This is a genomic window from Photobacterium sp. ABD4_091, assembly GCF_056160145.1.
In genome coordinates, this window is sequence record NZ_JBSWWQ010000001.1 from 1,305,001 (window position 1) to 1,323,543 (window position 18,543).

An 18,543-nucleotide genomic window follows, 5' to 3' on the forward strand; every position below is an offset into this window, starting at 1 on the left:
CTCAATAGCATGGTTTCGTGCCTGTGCTGCCCCAACCCGTTCCGTTGTCAGTAACCTGACATCGGGTTGCTGGGCAAGCCACTCCCTTGAGCCGTCCGTCGACCCGTCATCAACCACGATTATCTCAACGGACACATTCTGCATCCGAATACTATCGATGGCACGCGGTAGCGTCGCTAAGCAGTTGTAGTTGGGGATCACCACGCTCACTTCTGTTTCAAAGCTCATCATTCTCTCCTCAGACAATGGGTACACACCCAACAATGCAATCGGCACGCCAATGCGTATTGGCATCAATATTGGATAACTAGCTTACACAGTATGAGGGCGCCCAGTAGGCCGAGAGGACAGTTCAATGAAGAAAATCGGTTATGTTATTCCCGTCTTTCCAACGTTATCCGAAACGTTTGTTGGCGTTGAGATGAGGGCTATGAAATTACTGGGCCACGCGGTTCAGCCTTATGCCTTCAGCCCGGGGCAGCATTTCCAGCCCGTCGATAATGAGCTAAAGGAACAGTGCCGCTACTTAACATCAGCCCCACGAGCACCATTTTCAGGCATATGGAACCTGCACCGCTGCCATCGGTTCCTCCGCCAGCAGCAGGGGTTTAGCTACCTTTCATTATTGCGGCAGGGGCTGCAGCTGGCCTACCTGGCCAAAGAAGATCAATGCGAGCATCTCCACGCCCATTTTGCATGGCACAGCACAGCCACTGCTATTGTGGCCGCCAAGCTACTCAACATTCCGGTTTCCTTTGTCGGACACGGTGCGGATATCTATGCCACCCCACAAGATATTACTAGCAAGCTAAAAGCGGCTGACTTTATCTGTGCTGTCACCAAAGACATGCAAAATGAGCTGCAGAGTGCAACTGAACGTCCAGTTTTGCATATACCCTGCGGGATTGATGCCAGCCAATACCCACCGCTAAATACCGACTGGCAACCGAAAAAAGATTTTTTGTTTATTGGCCGGTTAGTAGAGAAAAAAGGTCTCGACACCCTACTGTTGGCTTTGAGCCAACTCCCTGCAGGTACTCATCTAGATATTGTCGGTGATGGGCCGCTGCTAGCGCGCCTGCAACAGCAGGCCCACCAGCTAGGACTCAACTCCCAGAACCGCTCGCAAGTACACTTCCTCGGCCGCAGGGAGGCAGCTTGGTACCGGCAACACGCCAATGATTACAAAGCCCTTGTAGCCCCTTTCACTATTGCCCCCAACGGCGATAAAGATACCGGCCCGCTGGTCATCAAAGAAGCAATGGCTTTGGGGCTACCGGTGATCACCACCGACCTGTCGGGGTGCAGCGAGATCCTAGAGCAGCAGTACGGCCTCCAAGTCCCCATGGATGACCCCCTTGCGCTGGCAAAAGCGATGGCCGCCCACCGCCAGAAAACGATGTCGGTACTCAACCAAATAAGGGAAAGCGCTTTTAACCGGGTCATGGCGCAGTTTACCTCGCTTTCGCAAGCCAAAAGGCTCTCTGCACAGGTGGAAGCATTATGAGCGTGACCTCAAATCCTGCCATGACCATGGCGGTCTACGCCATAGGGCTGGTCAGCAGCAAGCTCATCGCCCTCGGCCTTCAACCATTCGTCACCCAGTGGCTGGGGCCAGAGCAGTTTGGCCGGTTGGATGTTTTGGTCACCCTGGGCAGCTTGTTAACCCTGGTGATGTCATTTGGGATCAGCGATGCCATTTACCGCTTTGCCCATGACCAAGGCGGGCAAGGCACTATTTTCAGCGCAGCATTGGGATTGCTCCTCGCCATCGGTGGCGGTATGTTTATTCTCGGCCAGCTGGCTGTTCCGCAGTTGCAGCAACTCCTGCCCGGCTCTCCGCCAGAATTTGCTTTGCGCTGCCTGCTCGTGACCTTGTTTCTCAACACCTTGTGCTGCGTTCCCCTGGCTATTCTCCGCATCCGCAATCAAGCGGCACATTTTGTCATCGCCCAAGTTATTTTTGCCGTCATCCAAGGGCTGGGAATTGTCCTGCTCGCTCCCCATTATGGTGTCGACGGGATCATGGCTGCCGGATTGGTTGCCCAAATTGTACAGGTCATTGTATTGGCCAAAGCGTTTCCGCTACCCAAACTCAGCAGCAGCGTGTTATTGCTCAAATACGGCCGGGCAATCACCTTATCCGGCGTGCTAAGCTTCATCGTCATTGGTGCCGAGCGCTGGGCGATTGCAGATTCATTAGGGCTGGCGGCCTTGGCCCCCTATGCAATCGCTATGCAGTGGGCGATTGCCGCCAGCCTACTGCTCGAGCCTTTCGGGCTATGGTGGTTCCCGAAACGCTTTGGCCTATTGGACTCAGAAGCCAACCGCCAGAAAGCAGCAACAACCAGTATTTTGGGATGCCAGCTAAGTTGCCTAGTTTCCGCTGGTATTATTATTGTCGGCTCACGCTTCTTGCTAATATGGCTACCAGACGAGTTTCACCAAAGTGCCCACATGCTGCCCCTGCTAGGCATCCTCGTGATGTTCAAGCATGCCAGTACCCTTCTCAACATCGGCTGCTACTACCAGCAAGACGGTAAGAGCATCATGATAATTGGGCTCATCAGTGCACTTTGTGCCGCCTTGCTATTGCTGGTCATCCTACCCAACTTTGGTCTCTATACATTCATCTGGGCCAGTATTGCTTTGCAAATAGCAAGAGTCTGCCTGTTTTACTTCTGGAGCCAACACTACCTTACCCTGCCTTATCCCCTGTTGCGGTTAGCTGTGAGCTACAGCCTTGTGGGTATGTTGCTGTTTAGCCATTATCAGCTTTCATTGTTTTTCGAAGCGTTTTGCCTGCTGGGGTTGCTTATCCAGACGGCTTGGCCATGGCTGAATACAGGACAACGGAAAAGTTACCTGCAAACCTCCCCCCAACCAGGGCGAAGCCAATCAACTACCAGCAAGCCAGCATTGGACAAAACAGGACTTGATAAGACCGGATTTGATAAGGCAGTACTTAATAAGACAGCGCTTGATAAGACAGTGCTTAATAAGACAATGGGAGCCAATTGATGAAACGGCAGAACCAATGGCTCCTTGCCCTGACCAGCTGCGGACTGATTTTCCTGGCCTGGATGTCACAAGGCAACTTGGTATTGGTGGCTAGCCTGCTGTTTGTCCTGCCGTTTGTCATCAACCAAGCCTTCCTCGTTTGCGTCGGCTTCATTATCTTCTCTTATTTCAGGATCCACGAAGCCTTTCCGCTACTCATGCCATTGAAGATCCCCCAACTATTGGCACTCGCGAGTTTGGCAGGGCTTGGTTGGCAGCTCTGGTTGCAGAGGGAAACCATTCATTGGCATCGCTTGCAAACCCTCTTCCTGCTCTTTAGTGCCTGGGTTCTGGTATCCTGCCTGCTTGCGAGCAACCGCGGTGAAGCCTTTGCCAATTTCAACGGCAACTTCATCAAAATCGTGATCATGGTTTTTGCCATTAGCTGGCTGCCGCAACGGTTACCGCAGCTCAAAATCATTCCCTACCTACTATTGCTCAGCGGCTTACTGATCGGTGGTTTGGCCCTGTTCAACAAAGCCAATGGTGTTGGCCTGGTAGAGGGCACCCGGGTCACTATAGGCCGGGATATCGGCTCAATGCTAGGCGACCCCAATGACTTAGCGCTGGTTCTGCAGTTCCCAGTTTCTTTCGCTATGGCCTACAGCTTCCATGGCCCCAAATGGCAACGCGTTTTGTCTGTTGTGGTGTTGGTTATCATGATCATGAGCGTACTGGCGACCCAGAGCCGCGGCGGGCTGCTGGGAATTGCTTGTGTCGTCTTTGCCATGACCCTGATGAAAAGCCGCTCTATCATATTGCCTTCGATAATCAGCGGGATCGGGTTACTGGCCTTGGTTGTGCTAGCGGGGATCAGCGACCGCAGCTCCGGCGGGGCCGCCGAGTCCGGCATTGATGAATCGGCAATGGGACGGATCTATGCGTGGCAGGCCGCCTTCAATATGGCCGTCAGCAACCCCTTTACCGGCGTTGGCCTCAACAACTTCTACTACAACTACTATTTCTACTCCCCCCACTGGGACGGCAAAAACCATGCGGTTCACAGCACCTGGCTCCAAATCATGTCCGAGACCGGCTTTGTCGGATTGGTACTATTCCTGCTTATGGTTATAGGTGCCCTACGTGTCAGTTACCAGTTGCTCAAGCGGCTTGAACATTCTGAAATGCAACCACTCGCACAAGGGCTGTGGCTCGGCACCTTGTCATTTTGTGTCAGCGGCACCTTCCTCACCCAAGGAACCACTTGGCCGCTGTACATTTTGATCGGGCTGCTAATGGCTTTAGATAGGCTCACTCTCAAGCAGGAGACCAACCATGCGCACGCTCGTCAAGACCTACCTGGCACCTAACCATTTTGCCATGCTCAAAAGCTTGGTCCAGCAGCTACGCAGCAGCTATGTGCCTTGCGTTCCTCTGCTGCACCGGGGCTTATACCACCTGCACCTCGGTATCAAGCAAAGCCTCCATTGCATTTTGCAAAAGGGCTATTTCACCCCGATCTTTATTTCCCGGCTGGCCAACCGCCCGCGCCAGCTTCACCTTGATTGCGGCATGCCACAAATCCTCGGCCCGCTGAGTATCCATCTCGGGGAAAAGTGCCGGCTATCCGGTATTGCCACTTACTGCGGCCGGGCATGGGGAGAGCAAACACCCCGGCTTATCGTCGGCGACAATGTAGATATCGGTTGGCAAAACACCCTTGCCGTCGGGCGGATCATCCGTATTGACGACAACGTTCGGCTGGCCGGCAAAGTGTTCCTCGCCGGTTTCCCTGGCCATCCACTAGACCCAATAGCCCGCGCCCAAGGCAAACCGGATACCAAGCAACAGGTCGGAGATATCCACCTGTGCCGTGATGCCTGGCTAGGAACTGGGGTGATGGTAATGGCCGGCGTCACTATCGGTGAAGGCAGCGTCATTGCCGCAGGTAGCGTGGTAACAAAAGATATTCCGCCCGGCGTGCTCGCAGGCGGTAACCCGGCCAAAGTGATCAAGCAACTGGAGAGCTAAGATGGAATTTGTCGTTTTCGGCGAGGACTGGGGGCGCCACCCATCCAGCAGCCAGCATTTGCTACAGTCGATCGGCCAAGAGTACGATGTCCACTGGGTCAACTCCATTGGCCTGCGCCAGCCGACTTTCACCCAGAAGGATCTCAAGCGGGTATGGGAAAAGCTGTGCGCGGCAGGGAAAACCAGGACAGCCAGCAATGATGCCATCCCCCAAGACATATCCGGTTCAACCACCAGCCCCTTTATGCCAACCACCATTACTAAGCCTCTTATTTGGCCGATGGCGCAAAACCCATTACTGAAATACCTCAACAACCAGTTGCTCAGGCGCCAGCTAAAACCACGCATCGGCTCGAAGCAGTACCGGCGAATTGTCTGGGCTGCACTTCCCAGTGCGGTTGATTACCTGGATATCTGCAACAGTGATTTAGTCATCTATTACTGTGGCGATGACTTTACTGCACTAGCCGGCGTCGATCATTGCCTTGCTGAACAGGCAGAGCAACGCCTGGTCGCAAGGGCCGACCTTATTTTTGCCTGCAGCCCAGCCCTGCAGGCAAAATTCCCCGCCAGCAAAACCATTCTGCTTCCGCATGGGGTACATTTGTCGCAATTTGCAAAACCCAGCGTATCCACACCTGACATCAAGCTCTCCCGTCCCAGCATCGGGTTCTATGGCAGCCTCAATAACTGGCTGGATCAAACACTGCTCCTCAACCTGGCCAAAGCCAGACCCAATATCAACTTCTGCCTAATAGGCCGCCAAGACAGTGGCATCGAGCACCTGGCGCAGCAAGCCAATATCGTCATATTGCCTGCCGTGCCCCACCACCAGCTTGCCCATTACCTTAAACGCTGGACTGCAGCCATCCTGCCATTTGTTGACAATGAACAGATCAGAGCCTGCAACCCACTAAAACTCAGGGAATATCTAGCTGCAGGTTGCCCGGTGATCAGCAGCGATTTCCCGGCCACGGCCCCCTACCGCTCTGTCATTACCACAGCCTCCAGTGAGCAGCAGTGGCTAGCCGCTATCGACCTTTACTGCCAATGGACGCCGCAGCAAAGACAATTGCATGCGAAGAAAGCTTACCAAACAGTCGCCAATGAGAGCTGGGAGCACCGCGCTACACAAGTGCTTGAGGCAATAAGGCAAATTCTACGGCGCTAAGCATCTACCAGTACGTGTGCCAATTATTTCAGACGCCAAATAACAATTTCCCTAACTTCGGGCACTTTTTTTGCTACCAATAAAAGAAGTCGCAATAAAGAACCGGGGGAAGAATGAAAAGGATGATAATTGCCATTGGCTGCCTGTTGATGTTTGGCTGTGCGTCTCAGCCCAAGCAAACCAGCCTGACCCTTTATTTCAGCCCGGAGCAAATCTCACTGACCGCCGAGCAGCAACGCAAGATCAGTGACTTCTTGACGGATCATCCATACCACCAGCTAGAAGCCAAAGTTGCCCCGGCAGGCATGGACAACCCGTTCGAAGCACTGGTGCAGGGACAGAAACGCATCCAGGCCGTCAGCAAGCTCTCTGATAGCCAAAATATCCCACTGCATCTGGAGTATGCCCCCAACCAGACTGCCGATACCTTAATTTTGCAAAGGCAATCGCCATGAGAACCCAGCTTTTTGCCAAGCTTTACCCACTATTGCAGGCACTGTGGAATCATCGCTACTTGCTGATTATCCCTGTCTTAGTGATGCCATTGCTAATGACTGCGGGTGGCGCTATCAAAGCCAAGCGCTATCACGCCCAGACCACCATTTTGGTTCAAGAGGCCGCGATGCTTAACCCTTTCCTGGAGGATTTGTCTATCTCGATGAACCTACAAAAAAGAATCAAGGCACTGCGGGTTTTGCTGCATAGCCAGTTTGTGCTTGAACAAGTCGCTATCGACCTCGAACTCGCTGCTGCCAGCAACCCAAGCCAGCTCAATGCGATAGTGAGCCAACTCAACAGCAACCTCAACGTCAACCTTGTCGGCAGCGACTTGGTACAGCTAGGCCTGAACTGGCATACCCCTTCAGAGATGCCGGCGATCCTCAACAAACTCTCAGAATTGTTCCTCGACAAGCTCCGTGCCCCTGGCCGTGCGTCGATTGACGGCTCTGAGCAGTTCCTCCAACAACAGCTCGAATCGACCTTGCACGATCTGGAGCAGGCAGAGAGTGCACTGGCTGCATTCAAGTCGGCCAATGCCGGCAACCTGCCCCAGCTACAGGGCAGCCGGATCCAGACTGATGCCCAGATCAATACCTTGATCCAGGAAACCAAGCTGCGATTGCTTAATGCCCAGGCCAAACGGGATAACTTCTATCAGCGGCTGGCCAGTACCAACCCGGTCGTTGGCATGCTCGAGGCCGAAATCGTCAAAGCCGAGGCAGAGCTGGCGATCCTCCGTGCCAGTTACACTGACCGCCACTCTTCCGTCAAGGCCGTCCTGCGCCAGCTCAATCGCCTGAAACAAGAGCGCTCACGCCTGGTCGACCAGCAGCAATCGCTCAACGCCCAGGAAATAGGCCAGCTATGGCAACGCATCGCCAGCAACACCCAGCAGCTCGACAACCCCAACCAGCCTATCCTGATCAGCCAGTTCGAACAGTTGCAGAAGGCGGAAAGCGAAATCCAAGCACTGGAAGGCGAGCTCAAACTGCTTGAGACCCAGGCATCGCGCCTTGAAGAAAAGCGGGTTGAATTTGCCCAGCTGGAAAAAGAGCTGACGGTGCTGCAGCGCAACTATGACGTCAAGGCCAAGATATACAACCAGCTGCTAGAGCGGTATGAGATGGCCAAGGTAACTGGCCAGCTCGGGCGTTTCGAAGAGCCCGACAAGCTCAAGATCATTGCCCGCCCCAGCATACCCAGCCAGCCGCTTAACTGGCCATGGTGGCTCAACTTTACCCTGGGTATTGTTGTCGGCCTCGGGCTTGGGCTGTCATTGGTTTGTGCCGTACAGCTCCTGGATACGCGGCTATACCAAAACCGGCAGATTGTCCGCCTGACCAAGGCACCAGTGCTCATCCGTATCCCCCACTTTTCCGAGGAGAGATCATGACTATTACCACCCTGCAGGTTGTCCAGCACCTGAGCCCCGGCGGTATTGAAAGGCTGGTACTCAACTTGGTCCGGTTTGCGTCTGCTGACAACCAAGTCTATATCGTTGCTTTGGAAGGCAGCAAAGAACAGGCGATTGAACAATGGCCGGAGCTGGCACCGCTGGCAGAGCGCCTCTACTTCCTCGGCAAACCCCACGGTCGGGATATCCAAACGGTTTTCAAATTGCGTCGTCTGATCCGCACCTTGCACGCGCAAGTTGTCCACTCCCACCACCTCGGGCCTCTGCTCTATAGCCGGGCAGCCTGTTTCGGGCTCACCGGGATCACCCATATCCAAACTGAGCACGACAGCTGGCACCTTGACGACCCTAAGCAGCGGCTGCTCACCCGCAGCCTGCTGATGGGAGGCCGCGTCCAACTCGTTGCCGACGCCCCGCGGGTCGCCAATCACCTAAAAGCAAAAGGGATCAGCGCCGATCATATCATTATCAATGGGATCGACACCCGCCACTATGCGCCGGGCCATGCGCCGCAAGCCCGCCACCGCCTGCAGCTCCCCGCGGATAAGTTGATCATCGGCTGCGCCGGTCGCCTCGTACAGGAGAAAGGTATCGATATTTTGCTCGAAGCACTCTCAACATTGCCGGAATCCTACCAGTTGGCAGTAGCAGGCCAAGGCCCGGAACACGGCAAACTGCAAAAACAATCACAGCAACTGGGGTTGACCGGACGGGTTCACTGGCTCGGCCTGTGCGACAACATGCTTGATTTCTACCACGCCATCGATCTGTTCTGCATGCCCTCCCGCCAGGAAGGGCTTCCCCTGGCGCTGCTAGAAGCCCAAGCGTGCGGCAAACCCGTTGTGGCGACCGACGTCGGCGGGATCCCCGACTTGATCTGCCCCCATAGCGGCCAACTGCTACCGGCCGACCAACCGACCCTGCTTGCCCAGGCTTTGCAGGATAAGCTCAAGGTGTCCATCCAAGCATGCCCGGAAACCACCCAGTACATCCGCCGCTTGGCTGATGTCAGGGAGATGGCCGCCTGCTATGAATCCCTTGCCCGCCAATAAGGAAGATCACCATGACGATTAGCTGGATTATCCTGACTGCCTTGACCCTAGTGATCATTTACCACCATGTCATTTATACCGGCTTGATGATCGTGCTGGGGCGTAACCCCCCATCGGAAGCAGATCAACCTGGTGCCGAGCCCCAAACGGCGACTAAACAACCTACCTCCAGTTCAACGGCTCTACCCTCAGTCGCGATCCTCATACCTTCCCACAACGAAGCCGAATTTATCGAAGACAAACTCGCCAACCTGCTGATGTTGGACTATCCGCCAGAAAAGCTATCAGTCTGGGTCTGCTGTGACGGTTGCAGTGACAACACCGCAGAGTTGGCACAAGGCTGGCAACAAAAGTATGCCCAATCAGGTGTCAGGCTGGAATGTATCGTTGAGGATGATAACCGGGGCAAGGTCGTGCGGATCAACCAACTGCTGGGGTTGGTGAAGGGGAAAGTGGATTTGATTGCCATGTCCGATGTCTCGGCCCTGCTGTCCATCGACGCCTTGACCCAAGCCGCCGAAAGCTTCCTTGACCCGGCAGTCGGGGCGCTGACCTGCAACTATCTCTTGGCCGAAGCCACCAGCGGCGAGCAGCAATACTGGCAGTGGCAGAACTCAATTCGCCAGACCGAATCAAAACTCGGCAGTGTCATGGGCGGCAATGGTGCTTTCTATATTGTCCGGGAGCCGCTGTTCTCCTCCCTGCCGGAAGATACTATAAACGATGACTTTATCCAGACCATGCTGGTGATAAAGCAAGGCTACCAAGTCCAGTTCAACCACTATATCAATAGCATTGAGCTAGCCCCCTCCACCGACGAGGACACCTACCAGCGCCGCCAGCGCATCGGAGCCGGCAACCTGCAACAGCTGATCCGCTGTCGCTTCGTGTTCCGCCACAGCCACCATGGAGCCCGCTGGTTGTTCACTTCAGGCAAAGCCCTGCGGACGGTAATGCCGTTTATCCTGCTGGCGTACTTCCTGTTATCACTCACCACGGCAGTCCAGGGTTCAACCATCGGCCTAGCCCTGACGATATTGCAAACTATCGGTTACCTAGCAGCCGCCCTCCCGCTACTCGGGGTTCAAAATAAAATCACCGACAAGCTGCATTATTTCATCAGCGGGTATGCTGCCTCGCTGATCGGCATGATCCGATTCCTGATGGGGCATTTTCGCAGTGGCTGGCGCCATCTGCCGCCACTGTCGAACTACCAGGCCCAATCGACCCAATTCCTCAAACGCACCAGTGATATTGTACTGGCAACAGCAGGCATGGTATTGACCCTTCCGGTATGGCCGTTGATAGCTTTGCTGATCAAACTCGACTCACCAGGGCCTGTTTTCTACCGCCAGTTACGTGTCGGCAAAATCAGCGAGGAGCAAGTCGAGCTATTTGAGGTGATCAAATTCCGCTCGATGGCCAACAATGCCGAATCTCAGTCAGGTGCAGCCTGGGCCCAGCAAAATGATCCCCGCATAACCCGCATTGGCCGGTTCCTCCGGGTAACCCGCCTCGATGAGCTGCCGCAGTTTATCAATGTCATCAAAGGAGACATGGCGCTAATAGGGCCACGGCCGGAACGGCCCGAGTTTTGCGGCACTTTGCAAAATGCATTGCCATTTTACCTTGAGCGGACCGCCGGGCTGAAACCGGGGATCACCGGCCTCGCCCAAGTCAGCCAGGGCTATGATACCGATCTGGAAGATGTGAAAAACAAAATCGCCTTTGACCATGCCTATGCCCTCGCCCTGAGCTCACCGCTGCAATGGATCAAGATGGATCTGTTTATTATTTTCAAAACGATTTACATCATGGTTAGCAAACGCGGGCAATAGTTGGCACAGCACTTGTATTGACTAGAGGAGGTACATCAACAATCAAAAAGGCCCGTTATGAATCATGCAGTAAATAACGCCAATATCGGATTGACGCTACAGAATGAGTTTGATGCCCACCTCGCCAGGCAGATGGAGCCAGACTTTGAAACACTGAGCCAAACTGAAAACGATGAGATGATCATCGACATGACCCAGGTACAATTTATTGACTCCTGTGGAATTGGTGCCATTGTTTTCTTATACAAGCGCTTAAAAAGCCGGGGAAAAACATTACGCCTGCTCAATGTTAACGGCCAACCGCGCCAGCTGATGAAAATGTTAAGGATCGACAAGGTGATCCCACTGATCACCTCAGCGGAGTTATGTTGATATGGGAAAACTCTCAAGCCTGCTAATAATACTGCTGGCTAGCGGCTGCACGACCTGGCCAACCACCGGTGATACCCCGTACTCGGAGCCGGATGTCGACCAGTGGCACGAGCTTGAGCATCATGGCTTCGAGCTCCAGCTGCTGGCAACCCGGGGCGCCAAGCTATGCCTGCCAGGACAATACCAGCGGCTTGCCAACCTCCATGACAAGGCCGACCAAGAGCACAAGGCTGGCTTTACCGATGATGCCGATATCACCCTGCTGGCCTATCAAACCCAGTTTGCCAAAATCCAACGCCAGATGGACTGGCTCGAGCACCACACCGAGTGCCTGGATACCCGTTACTCAGAGATCCAGCTGCGGGATCAATTCCTGCTCTTGATGCGGGTCGACAACCAGTTTGCTTTCAACCGGGCTAAGCTCCTTCCCGATTACCAAAATGCATTGCGCCGTGCTGCTTCAATCCTAAAACGCCAAGAGCACTGGCAGCTAGAACTAACCGGCCATACCGACACCATAGGTACCGAGCAGAGTAACTACCAACTGGGCATGCGCCGGGCAGATACCGTGCGGCGCTACATGATTGAACAGGGGGTCGACTCACACCAAATTTCCATTTTCAGTGCGGGTGAAAAAGAGTCATTCGAAGATCCTAATTCACGAACCCAGCGCCTCAGCAACCGCAAGGTTGAAGCCCGGGTATTGGTTGACCACCATACCCGCTCCCCGCACCGGGTCTATTCCCTCAGTGACTGGCATGCCGTCAAAGAACAGCTAACCCCAGGCTCGCTATGATTAGGTTGCTGCTGCTCTTGCTCAGTACACTCTTTATCACCCCGGTATGGGGAGACACCCTAACACCCGGCGACCGGGTCTTTATCCAGCTGCCTGGGGAGCGCGACTTCGACGAACCGTTCACCATTGATGACCAGGGCCAAATCCGGCTGCCTGAAGTCGGGCTGGTGCCTATCGAGGGGCTGACCCTGCCACAAGCCGAACAACGCTTGCGCGAAAGGCTCACGACCGTTTATCGCAACCTCGACGAATTCAAGCTCAATATCCTCGAGCAAGTCCTGCGGGTGCAGGTCCTCGGTTACGTCGAGGAGCCCGGGATGATATCGCTAAAACCCGGTGCCAATGTTCAAATGGCGATTTCTGCTGCTGGCGGAGCCCGGCCCGGTGCCCAGCTGGATCAATTCAAGCTGATCCGAGACGGCAGCTCCCAGCAATTTAATTACAAAGCCTACCTCGATGATGGCGACCCGGCTAAGCTTCCCGCCTTACAGGGTGGAGATACGATTTTTGTCCCAACCTCGCCGCTGCTCGGCAATGTCGAGGTGGATTTTGATGCCGCATCGCTGACCAAAGGCGGCGATGCCGACGAACAACAGGGGATCACCATTTTCGGCGAATTGCGCAATCCCGGTACCTTCAGCTTTAAATCGGGCATGACAGTCGTCGATGCCGTGATGCGTGCCGAGGGGGTCACCCGGTACGCGGATGTGACCAAGATCCGGGTGATCACTGACAACATCCCCTACCAATTCGACCTAAAAGCTTACCTGGACAGCGGTGATACCAGCAACCTGCCGCCGATCAAGCCCGGTACCACCATCTTCGCCCCGATAGAAGTCGAAGACATCAACACCACCTCGCGCACTGTGTATGTCATGGGTGAGGTCAAAGCGCCCGGTGCCTATGAAAGCTCGCCGGGCACCGGCTTCATCGATGTTCTGGCCAACGCCGGCGGGCCGACCCGTTTTGCAGATACCACCCAAATCAAGCTGCTCAGCAACACCAAGGCAGCGATGAGTATCAACCTGGTCAAATATACCCAGGCACCTGCGCTTTACCCGCTGCCTGACATGATGCCGGGCGATGTCATCTTCATTCCGGAAAAAATCGACTTCAATGAAAAGTCGTGGTTGAAAGTGACTAACGACCGGGCGATCAAAATCATCGGCGCAGTCAACAACCCAGGCCGTTTCGAATGGAATGACACCATGAGCTTTATGGATCTGCTGGCCCATGCCGGTGGCCCCAAACAGCAAACCAACCTGTCGAACATCCGCATTGTGCGCGAAGGGGCGGGCAGCGATGAAGAGCGGGTGACCACTTTCAATTTCGAAGCCTTCACCAAACAAGGCAAGCCGCAAAACCAACTACCGCAATTAAAGGCCGGCGACACCATCATCTTCGATGAGCTGCCCCACGACCCGACAGACAACAAGGCCAGCTGGCTCCGCCAATCCGCCCAGGACTCGATTTATATCTTCGGCCAAGTCGGCGCGCCGGGGCGCTATGCATTCAACAGTGAGCAAGGGTTCCTCGATATCCTGTCTGCTGCCGACGGCCCTACCGGAGAGGCCGATATCCAGGATGTGCTGATCACCCACCGCAACGGCACCACCACCAAGGTCACTCGCTTCAACCTCGCCCGCTATTTCAAAAGCGGCAATGAGGCTTTGCTGCCGAAAGTCGTTGCCGGCGATGTTATTTTTGTCCCGCAGGTAGACACCGTCGCCGACACGGAAGCTATCAAGGTGATGGGGGCAGTTAAATCCCCCGGCCGCTTCAACTGGAATGTCAGCATGACCTTCCTCGATGTACTCGCCCTGGCCGGCGGGCCGTTGCAGCAGGCCAATATCACCAATATCCGTATCATCAAGGAAAGCCGCCAATCGCAAGACAACGTGCTGTACTTCGACCTCGACAATTTTATCAATGAAGGTGGCAGCTTTACTGCCCTGCCCCGACTAGCGGCCGGTGATACCATCGTCATCGACGAGCTGCCCCACGACCCGACTGACAACAAATCCAGCTGGATCCGCCAGTCGGCCGATGATTCCATCTATGTATTCGGCCAGGTCGGAGCGCCAGGACGCTACGCCTTCAACCGCGAGCTAGGCTTCCTCGATATCCTCTCAGCGGCTGATGGCCCCAATGGCGATGCCGACCTACGCCAGATTCGGATCAGCCACCGGAATGACAATACAGCCAGAGTGACACGGCTCAACCTGTCCCTGTACTTTGAAACCGGCGACGAAACCCTCATCCCGAAAATCGTGCCCGGCGATGTTATCTACGTGCCGAAGCTGGAAGGGAACTGGCTCGACAAACCTGCCGAGCAAGTCGTACGACTAATGGGCTCGGTCAACAAACCCGGCCGCTACCCCTTCAACAGCCAGATGAATATCCTCGATTTACTGGCTGAAGCTGGAGGACCAACCGATAACGCTTATATCGAGCGGATCATGATAGTGAATACCTCTTGCTGTGGTGACAAAGCCCAGACATTCAACCTGCGTGACTATGTCATCGACCCGGCCCGTTACCCGCTGCCGCTACTGCGGGCAGGTGACACCGTCTATGTCCCCAACCTGAATGACTCGGTCGGCGAACAATGGCGGCAGGGGCTGAGGGATGTGCTGGGGATCTTTACCTTGATAGCCTTAGGAGCAGCATTATGAAACCTTGGCTTAGTGGCGAATACGACCAACTCTTCCACCAAATCCACCAACAAAATGCCCGGGTGATCACCTTGGCTGGTGCATCAAGCCAATGCGGCACCTCAACCCATAGCCATTGGCTGGCCCGCCGCTGCGCGGAAGATCATAAAGTTCTGCTGGTCGATCTTGATCTGGCCGGCGCAGGCCAGGGCTACGCGGCGAAAGCCTGGAACAGCAATGGCGAGGGGGAAGCGAGCTCCCTTATCCAATTGACCGAGCAGTTAACGCTACTGCCACGCCCAAGTGAAGAACGGACAATCCTCGACCTGCGCCAGCCAGACAGTTTTAAGCGGGCTCTTGAGCGCTGGAAGCAGGATTACCACTATGTCCTGTGTGATGTCGGCACCATGACCCATACCAACTGGCGCAACCTGCCCATCAATGCCATTAGCCATGCTAGCGATGCAACCATCCTTTGCCTGGCCGCAGCAAAGACAACCGAAAGTGAACTGTTGACCTGCATCAGCAAGCTGGAGCAAAACGGCATTTCCTTACTGGGTACCTTGATAAACGATCAGTCCAACCCCTCATTGGCAGAGGAGATCATCCGGGTCCTGAACGGCAAAGCCAACTGGATCCCGCGCAGTATCAAACACCGGCTGATCGACTTCCTCCAGGCAAGCCCCTTGCTGCAAGGGAAATACCAATAAACAGGAACCCACGACCAGGACGGATAAATGGATCAGGTGTTGTTCGAGCGTCAATTTGACCTTAGCTATGAAAACCTTGCCCCTATTAGGCAAGCACTGGGTGACAGGGCACAGGCACTGCAGCTAGCGCCCGACCTGATGCAAAACATCAAACTGGTTTGCAGTGAATATTGTGCCAATTTGCTGGAACACCAACAGACACCGGCCTCACGCTGCACTATCAGCTACGGAAAAACAGCCGGGCAGTACTGCTTTGCCATTGCCGACAACGGTTCCCCATGGCCAGCGCAAACCGAGCACCTCGAAAGTGCAGAGCTGCCACTACAGCCTTGTGAGTCAGGGATGGGGCTGGCTATTATCAAGGCCACATTCCCCGATTTTCGCTACCAGGTATTGCCAGATAGCAACAAGATAGAATTTACCCTCCCCCGCCAATCTGACCGCAAACACCTTGTTATTGTCGATGACAGCCGCAGTCAACTAGCCATGCTTACCAGCTACCTTGAGGATGCATTCCAGCTCTCCATTTTCAGCCAGGCAGACGAGGCACAGGCCTGGCTGCAAGCAAACCATTGCGATTTGGTACTGACAGACTTGTGGATGCCGGACATCAACGGGCTGGAATTCCGCCGTGCGGTAGCCAACATCCGCCATCACCGGATGCTGCCGTTTGTTTTCCTTTCTGGCGATACGGTGTCGGATACCATGAAGGCTGTCAGCGAGTCGGGCATCGATGATTTCCTGGCAAAACCCATCGATAAACACCACCTGCTCCAGGTATTAGGGCGGGTGCTCAAGCACCATCAACACCTGCAAAGTGCCTTTGAGGATAACATGTTGCAACGGCTGGAAAGCCGAAGCTGCAATGATTCAGGCTCCAGCACGACAACCATTAGTACCGGCGGTTTTAATATCCAGCTAAACCGAGAGCCAGCAATAAGCGGGGATTTTTTTATCCACCACCCACTGCCTGGAGGGGGCAGCATGGTTATCCTCGGGGATCTGATGGGGCATGGGCTTGTTGCCAGAGCCAATGGCGGGATATGCTATGGCTTGATCCAGGGCCTGCTGCTCGACCCTACAATCACCCCGGAGCAATTATGCCAACGGCTCAACCAGCACTTATACCTTAGCGAGGCCGCTAGCCTGGTCTGCTTATTGGTGATCCTGCTCGATACGGACGGGTCCATTACCCTATACAATGCCGGCATGCCCAAACCCATTGCCTGCCGCTCCTGCTGCGAGCATCTCAAGGAATCGATAGGGTTAATGGGACTCTTCGATTCACCTGAAATAGAAGGCGTCAGCATCCAGCTCCGCCCTGGCCATAGCCTCCACGGCTATACTGATGGATTGCTGGAATCGATGCTGTCTGAACAAGAGTGCCAAGAAATGAAAGCAATGACCGCTGATGAGCGCCACCATTACCTGTGGCAGCGCGCGCCGGAAAACTACGAAGACGACAGAACCTTATTTACACTGACACATACCTGACCCACATCGCCGAGCTTGACTGACTAAGCCAGCCGGTAGACCTGCGCCAATTGCTCCCAGCATGCCTCGCTGCTGTAGCCGCTGCGAACCAGCAAGTGCTGCTGCCGGGACAATGCCCGCCAGCCTGCATCACCTTGGCGGTCGAGTGCTACGACCTTGGATGCAAGCAGCGGCCAGTTGCTTTCGGCAACCAGACACTCGCTACCGAGCAATGACGGCATTTCCCCAACATCCGTTGACAATACGACCACACCGTTGGCCATGGCCTCTAGTGCAGCCATTGGCAGCCCTTCGGCACGGGACGGGATGAGCAAGACATCCAGTTGCTGCCAGTACGGCTCCATCGACGCAACAGCACCGTGCCAATTAACCGCTTCGCCCGCAAGAAGGTGGGCCTGCTCACCATCACCGAACACATGGCATTCGGCATCAGGGAGTTGTTTGCTCAAAGCGACAAAACGGTCGATGGCCTTTTCATGGCTCAACCTACCCACAAACCCAACTTGCAATGCCGGATGGCGTTGCCGGCTTGGCTGGCCTGTATGGCAGCGAACAAAATTGCGCTGCAATTCGCAACGAAACGGTTGGCGTAGCCTGATCTTCTCACTGACGGCAAGGTTACGGGAAACGCAGGCCGTGTAGCGGTTGAGCCACTCGTAAACAGCCAGTTTGCCTGCCACGGCCTCGCCGGCGTGGAAGGTCGTCACCAAGTGATAGGAAGCAAACAGCTTGAAGCTGCGCGCAAGGATAGAAGCTTTGTAACCGTGGGCATGGACAACATCATCAGCGCTTAAACGGCGGAAGAACGAAATAAGAGAACCATCGGAGAGGAAGCGGTAGGGAATACCGTGTTGCCGGAGCTGTTTGTATTGCGGGTGTGATGGGTGGTGCTGGAGAAACACAACTTCGACCGCAGCCTGTTTAGATTGCAGCAACAAAGCTAACTGGTGGATATGGCTTTCAATACCACCAAACCCGGAGCTGTCGACAAATAGGTAAATCATCAATCCATTTCCTTACCGTTTAAGGGAATAAGGAATTGGATGCAAAAAAAAAGCCGAGTCTAAGACTCGGCCTCTTTTTTATTTAACGCGCTAGTGCTTATTCAGCAGCAGCTTCTTCCTGAGCTTCAGGACGATCTACTAGCTCGATATAAGCCATAGGGGCTTTATCGCCAGCACGGAAACCGCATTTCATGATGCGAGTGTAACCGCCTGGACGCTGAGCAAAACGTGGGCCCAGTTCGTTAAATAGTTTCGCAACAACTTCGTTATCACGAGTACGTGCGAATGCAAGACGACGGTTAGCAACACTGTCAGTCTTAGCTAGGGTAATCAATGGCTCAATTACGCGACGCAGCTCTTTTGCCTTAGGCAGGGTAGTCTTGATAAGTTCGTGACGTACCAGAGAGCCAGCCATGTTGCTGAACATCGCTTTGCGATGGCTGCTGTTGCGGTTGAGTTGACGACCACTCTTACGATGGCGCATGACCTAATCCTTCTAACTAGAT

At 54.5% G+C, this 18,543-nt stretch carries 17 protein-coding genes and 1 pseudogene (1 of these 18 only partly in view); 15 read left to right on the forward strand and 3 right to left on the reverse strand.

All coding sequences use genetic code 11. From position 1 onward, the window contains the following. A protein-coding gene (locus ACXAGQ_RS05970; protein ID WP_475252543.1) for a glycosyltransferase family 2 protein crosses the window boundary here: on the reverse strand, positions 1-228 show its start. It extends 687 nt beyond the left edge of the window; 228 of the gene's 915 nt are visible here — the first part of the coding sequence; it begins with the start codon at positions 226-228; its stop codon lies off the left edge, out of view. Positions 229-355: 127 nt separating this feature from the next. Between ACXAGQ_RS05970 and ACXAGQ_RS05975 the strand changes: the two genes are divergently transcribed. The 15 genes and pseudogenes from ACXAGQ_RS05975 (at position 356) to ACXAGQ_RS06045 (ending at position 17,033) form a co-directional block, all read left to right on the forward strand. Then, positions 356-1,507: a glycosyltransferase gene (locus tag ACXAGQ_RS05975; RefSeq protein WP_475252545.1), complete on the forward strand. Its 1,152-nt coding sequence runs from the start codon at positions 356-358 to the stop codon at positions 1,505-1,507. Further along, positions 1,504-3,021, forward strand: coding sequence for a lipopolysaccharide biosynthesis protein (locus ACXAGQ_RS05980; protein ID WP_475252547.1), 1,518 nt, complete (start codon positions 1,504-1,506; stop codon positions 3,019-3,021). Before ACXAGQ_RS05975 ends, ACXAGQ_RS05980 begins: the two co-directional genes overlap by 4 nt. After that, on the forward strand, positions 3,021-4,370 hold the full coding sequence (locus ACXAGQ_RS05985) for an O-antigen ligase family protein (protein WP_475252549.1): 1,350 nt from the start codon (positions 3,021-3,023) through the stop codon (positions 4,368-4,370). The genes ACXAGQ_RS05980 and ACXAGQ_RS05985 overlap by 1 nt, the downstream gene beginning before the upstream one ends. Continuing rightward, positions 4,336-5,031: an acyltransferase gene (locus tag ACXAGQ_RS05990; RefSeq protein ID WP_475252551.1), complete on the forward strand. Its 696-nt coding sequence runs from the start codon at positions 4,336-4,338 to the stop codon at positions 5,029-5,031. The genes ACXAGQ_RS05985 and ACXAGQ_RS05990 overlap by 35 nt, the downstream gene beginning before the upstream one ends. A 1-nt stretch (position 5,032) precedes the next feature. Continuing rightward, positions 5,033-6,202 (forward strand): glycosyltransferase family protein, encoded by a 1,170-nt coding sequence (locus tag ACXAGQ_RS05995; protein ID WP_475252553.1) that lies wholly within the window; start codon positions 5,033-5,035, stop codon positions 6,200-6,202. A 113-nt stretch (positions 6,203-6,315) separates the two neighbouring features. Then, entirely contained in the window at positions 6,316-6,657 is a 342-nt protein-coding gene (locus tag ACXAGQ_RS06000; RefSeq protein WP_475252555.1) for a hypothetical protein, read from the forward strand. After that, positions 6,654-8,096 (forward strand): GumC family protein, encoded by a 1,443-nt coding sequence (locus tag ACXAGQ_RS06005; protein WP_475252557.1) that lies wholly within the window; start codon positions 6,654-6,656, stop codon positions 8,094-8,096. Before ACXAGQ_RS06000 ends, ACXAGQ_RS06005 begins: the two co-directional genes overlap by 4 nt. Beyond that, positions 8,093-9,169, forward strand: a complete 1,077-nt coding sequence (locus tag ACXAGQ_RS06010) for a glycosyltransferase (protein WP_475252559.1) — start codon at positions 8,093-8,095, stop codon at positions 9,167-9,169. Before ACXAGQ_RS06005 ends, ACXAGQ_RS06010 begins: the two co-directional genes overlap by 4 nt. 86 nt (positions 9,170-9,255) lie before the next feature. Beyond that, positions 9,256-10,194 (forward strand): annotated as a pseudogene (locus ACXAGQ_RS06015) (glycosyltransferase family 2 protein); the annotation flags it as partial. 138 nt (positions 10,195-10,332) lie between these two features. After that, on the forward strand, positions 10,333-11,007 hold the full coding sequence (locus ACXAGQ_RS06020; protein ID WP_475254677.1) for a sugar transferase: 675 nt from the start codon (positions 10,333-10,335) through the stop codon (positions 11,005-11,007). 57 nt (positions 11,008-11,064) lie between these two features. After that, positions 11,065-11,379, forward strand: a complete 315-nt coding sequence (locus ACXAGQ_RS06025; protein ID WP_475252561.1) for an STAS domain-containing protein — start codon at positions 11,065-11,067, stop codon at positions 11,377-11,379. A gap of 1 nt (position 11,380) precedes the next feature. Then, positions 11,381-12,175 carry an OmpA family protein gene (locus ACXAGQ_RS06030; RefSeq protein ID WP_475252563.1) on the forward strand — a complete coding sequence of 265 codons (795 nt, stop codon included), beginning with the start codon at positions 11,381-11,383 and terminating at the stop codon, positions 12,173-12,175. Then, positions 12,172-14,850, forward strand: coding sequence for an SLBB domain-containing protein (locus tag ACXAGQ_RS06035; protein ID WP_475252565.1), 2,679 nt, complete (start codon positions 12,172-12,174; stop codon positions 14,848-14,850). Before ACXAGQ_RS06030 ends, ACXAGQ_RS06035 begins: the two co-directional genes overlap by 4 nt. Next, the gene (locus ACXAGQ_RS06040; protein WP_475252567.1) at positions 14,847-15,539 is read left to right on the forward strand and encodes a P-loop NTPase family protein; all 693 of its coding nucleotides are present in this window, start codon (positions 14,847-14,849) and stop codon (positions 15,537-15,539) included. Before ACXAGQ_RS06035 ends, ACXAGQ_RS06040 begins: the two co-directional genes overlap by 4 nt. A gap of 27 nt (positions 15,540-15,566) precedes the next feature. Then, complete coding sequence (locus ACXAGQ_RS06045; protein ID WP_475252569.1) at positions 15,567-17,033, forward strand: SpoIIE family protein phosphatase; 1,467 nt, start codon at positions 15,567-15,569, stop codon at positions 17,031-17,033. A 23-nt stretch (positions 17,034-17,056) separates the two neighbouring features. On the opposite strand, the gene ACXAGQ_RS06050 is transcribed toward ACXAGQ_RS06045, so the two are convergent. Together ACXAGQ_RS06050 and rplQ are read right to left on the reverse strand one after the other, a co-directional pair. Continuing rightward, complete coding sequence (locus tag ACXAGQ_RS06050; RefSeq protein ID WP_475252571.1) at positions 17,057-18,037, reverse strand: glycosyltransferase family 4 protein; 981 nt, start codon at positions 18,035-18,037, stop codon at positions 17,057-17,059. Between the two features lie 97 nt (positions 18,038-18,134). Further along, positions 18,135-18,521, reverse strand: coding sequence for a 50S ribosomal protein L17 (gene rplQ / locus ACXAGQ_RS06055; RefSeq protein WP_007468807.1), 387 nt, complete (start codon positions 18,519-18,521; stop codon positions 18,135-18,137). Positions 18,522-18,543: the final 22 nt, after the last annotated feature.

Bases quoted from the DNA above. Each gene is read 5' to 3' on its own strand.
- ACXAGQ_RS05975 (WP_475252545.1), top strand. From the start codon at position 356: ATGAAGAAAATCGGTTATGTTATTCCCGTCTTTCCAACGTTATCCGAA.
- ACXAGQ_RS05980 (WP_475252547.1), top strand. From the start codon at position 1,504: ATGAGCGTGACCTCAAATCCTGCCATGACCATGGCGGTCTACGCCATA.
- ACXAGQ_RS05985 (WP_475252549.1), top strand. From the start codon at position 3,021: ATGAAACGGCAGAACCAATGGCTCCTTGCCCTGACCAGCTGCGGACTG.
- ACXAGQ_RS05990 (WP_475252551.1), top strand. From the start codon at position 4,336: ATGCGCACGCTCGTCAAGACCTACCTGGCACCTAACCATTTTGCCATG.
- ACXAGQ_RS05995 (WP_475252553.1), top strand. From the start codon at position 5,033: ATGGAATTTGTCGTTTTCGGCGAGGACTGGGGGCGCCACCCATCCAGC.
- ACXAGQ_RS06000 (WP_475252555.1), top strand. From the start codon at position 6,316: ATGAAAAGGATGATAATTGCCATTGGCTGCCTGTTGATGTTTGGCTGT.
- ACXAGQ_RS06005 (WP_475252557.1), top strand. From the start codon at position 6,654: ATGAGAACCCAGCTTTTTGCCAAGCTTTACCCACTATTGCAGGCACTG.
- ACXAGQ_RS06010 (WP_475252559.1), top strand. From the start codon at position 8,093: ATGACTATTACCACCCTGCAGGTTGTCCAGCACCTGAGCCCCGGCGGT.
- ACXAGQ_RS06020 (WP_475254677.1), top strand. From the start codon at position 10,333: ATGGGGCATTTTCGCAGTGGCTGGCGCCATCTGCCGCCACTGTCGAAC.
- ACXAGQ_RS06025 (WP_475252561.1), top strand. From the start codon at position 11,065: ATGAATCATGCAGTAAATAACGCCAATATCGGATTGACGCTACAGAAT.
- ACXAGQ_RS06030 (WP_475252563.1), top strand. From the start codon at position 11,381: ATGGGAAAACTCTCAAGCCTGCTAATAATACTGCTGGCTAGCGGCTGC.
- ACXAGQ_RS06035 (WP_475252565.1), top strand. From the start codon at position 12,172: ATGATTAGGTTGCTGCTGCTCTTGCTCAGTACACTCTTTATCACCCCG.
- ACXAGQ_RS06040 (WP_475252567.1), top strand. From the start codon at position 14,847: ATGAAACCTTGGCTTAGTGGCGAATACGACCAACTCTTCCACCAAATC.
- ACXAGQ_RS06045 (WP_475252569.1), top strand. From the start codon at position 15,567: ATGGATCAGGTGTTGTTCGAGCGTCAATTTGACCTTAGCTATGAAAAC.
- ACXAGQ_RS06050 (WP_475252571.1), bottom strand. From the start codon at position 18,037: ATGATTTACCTATTTGTCGACAGCTCCGGGTTTGGTGGTATTGAAAGC.
- rplQ (WP_007468807.1), bottom strand. From the start codon at position 18,521: ATGCGCCATCGTAAGAGTGGTCGTCAACTCAACCGCAACAGCAGCCAT.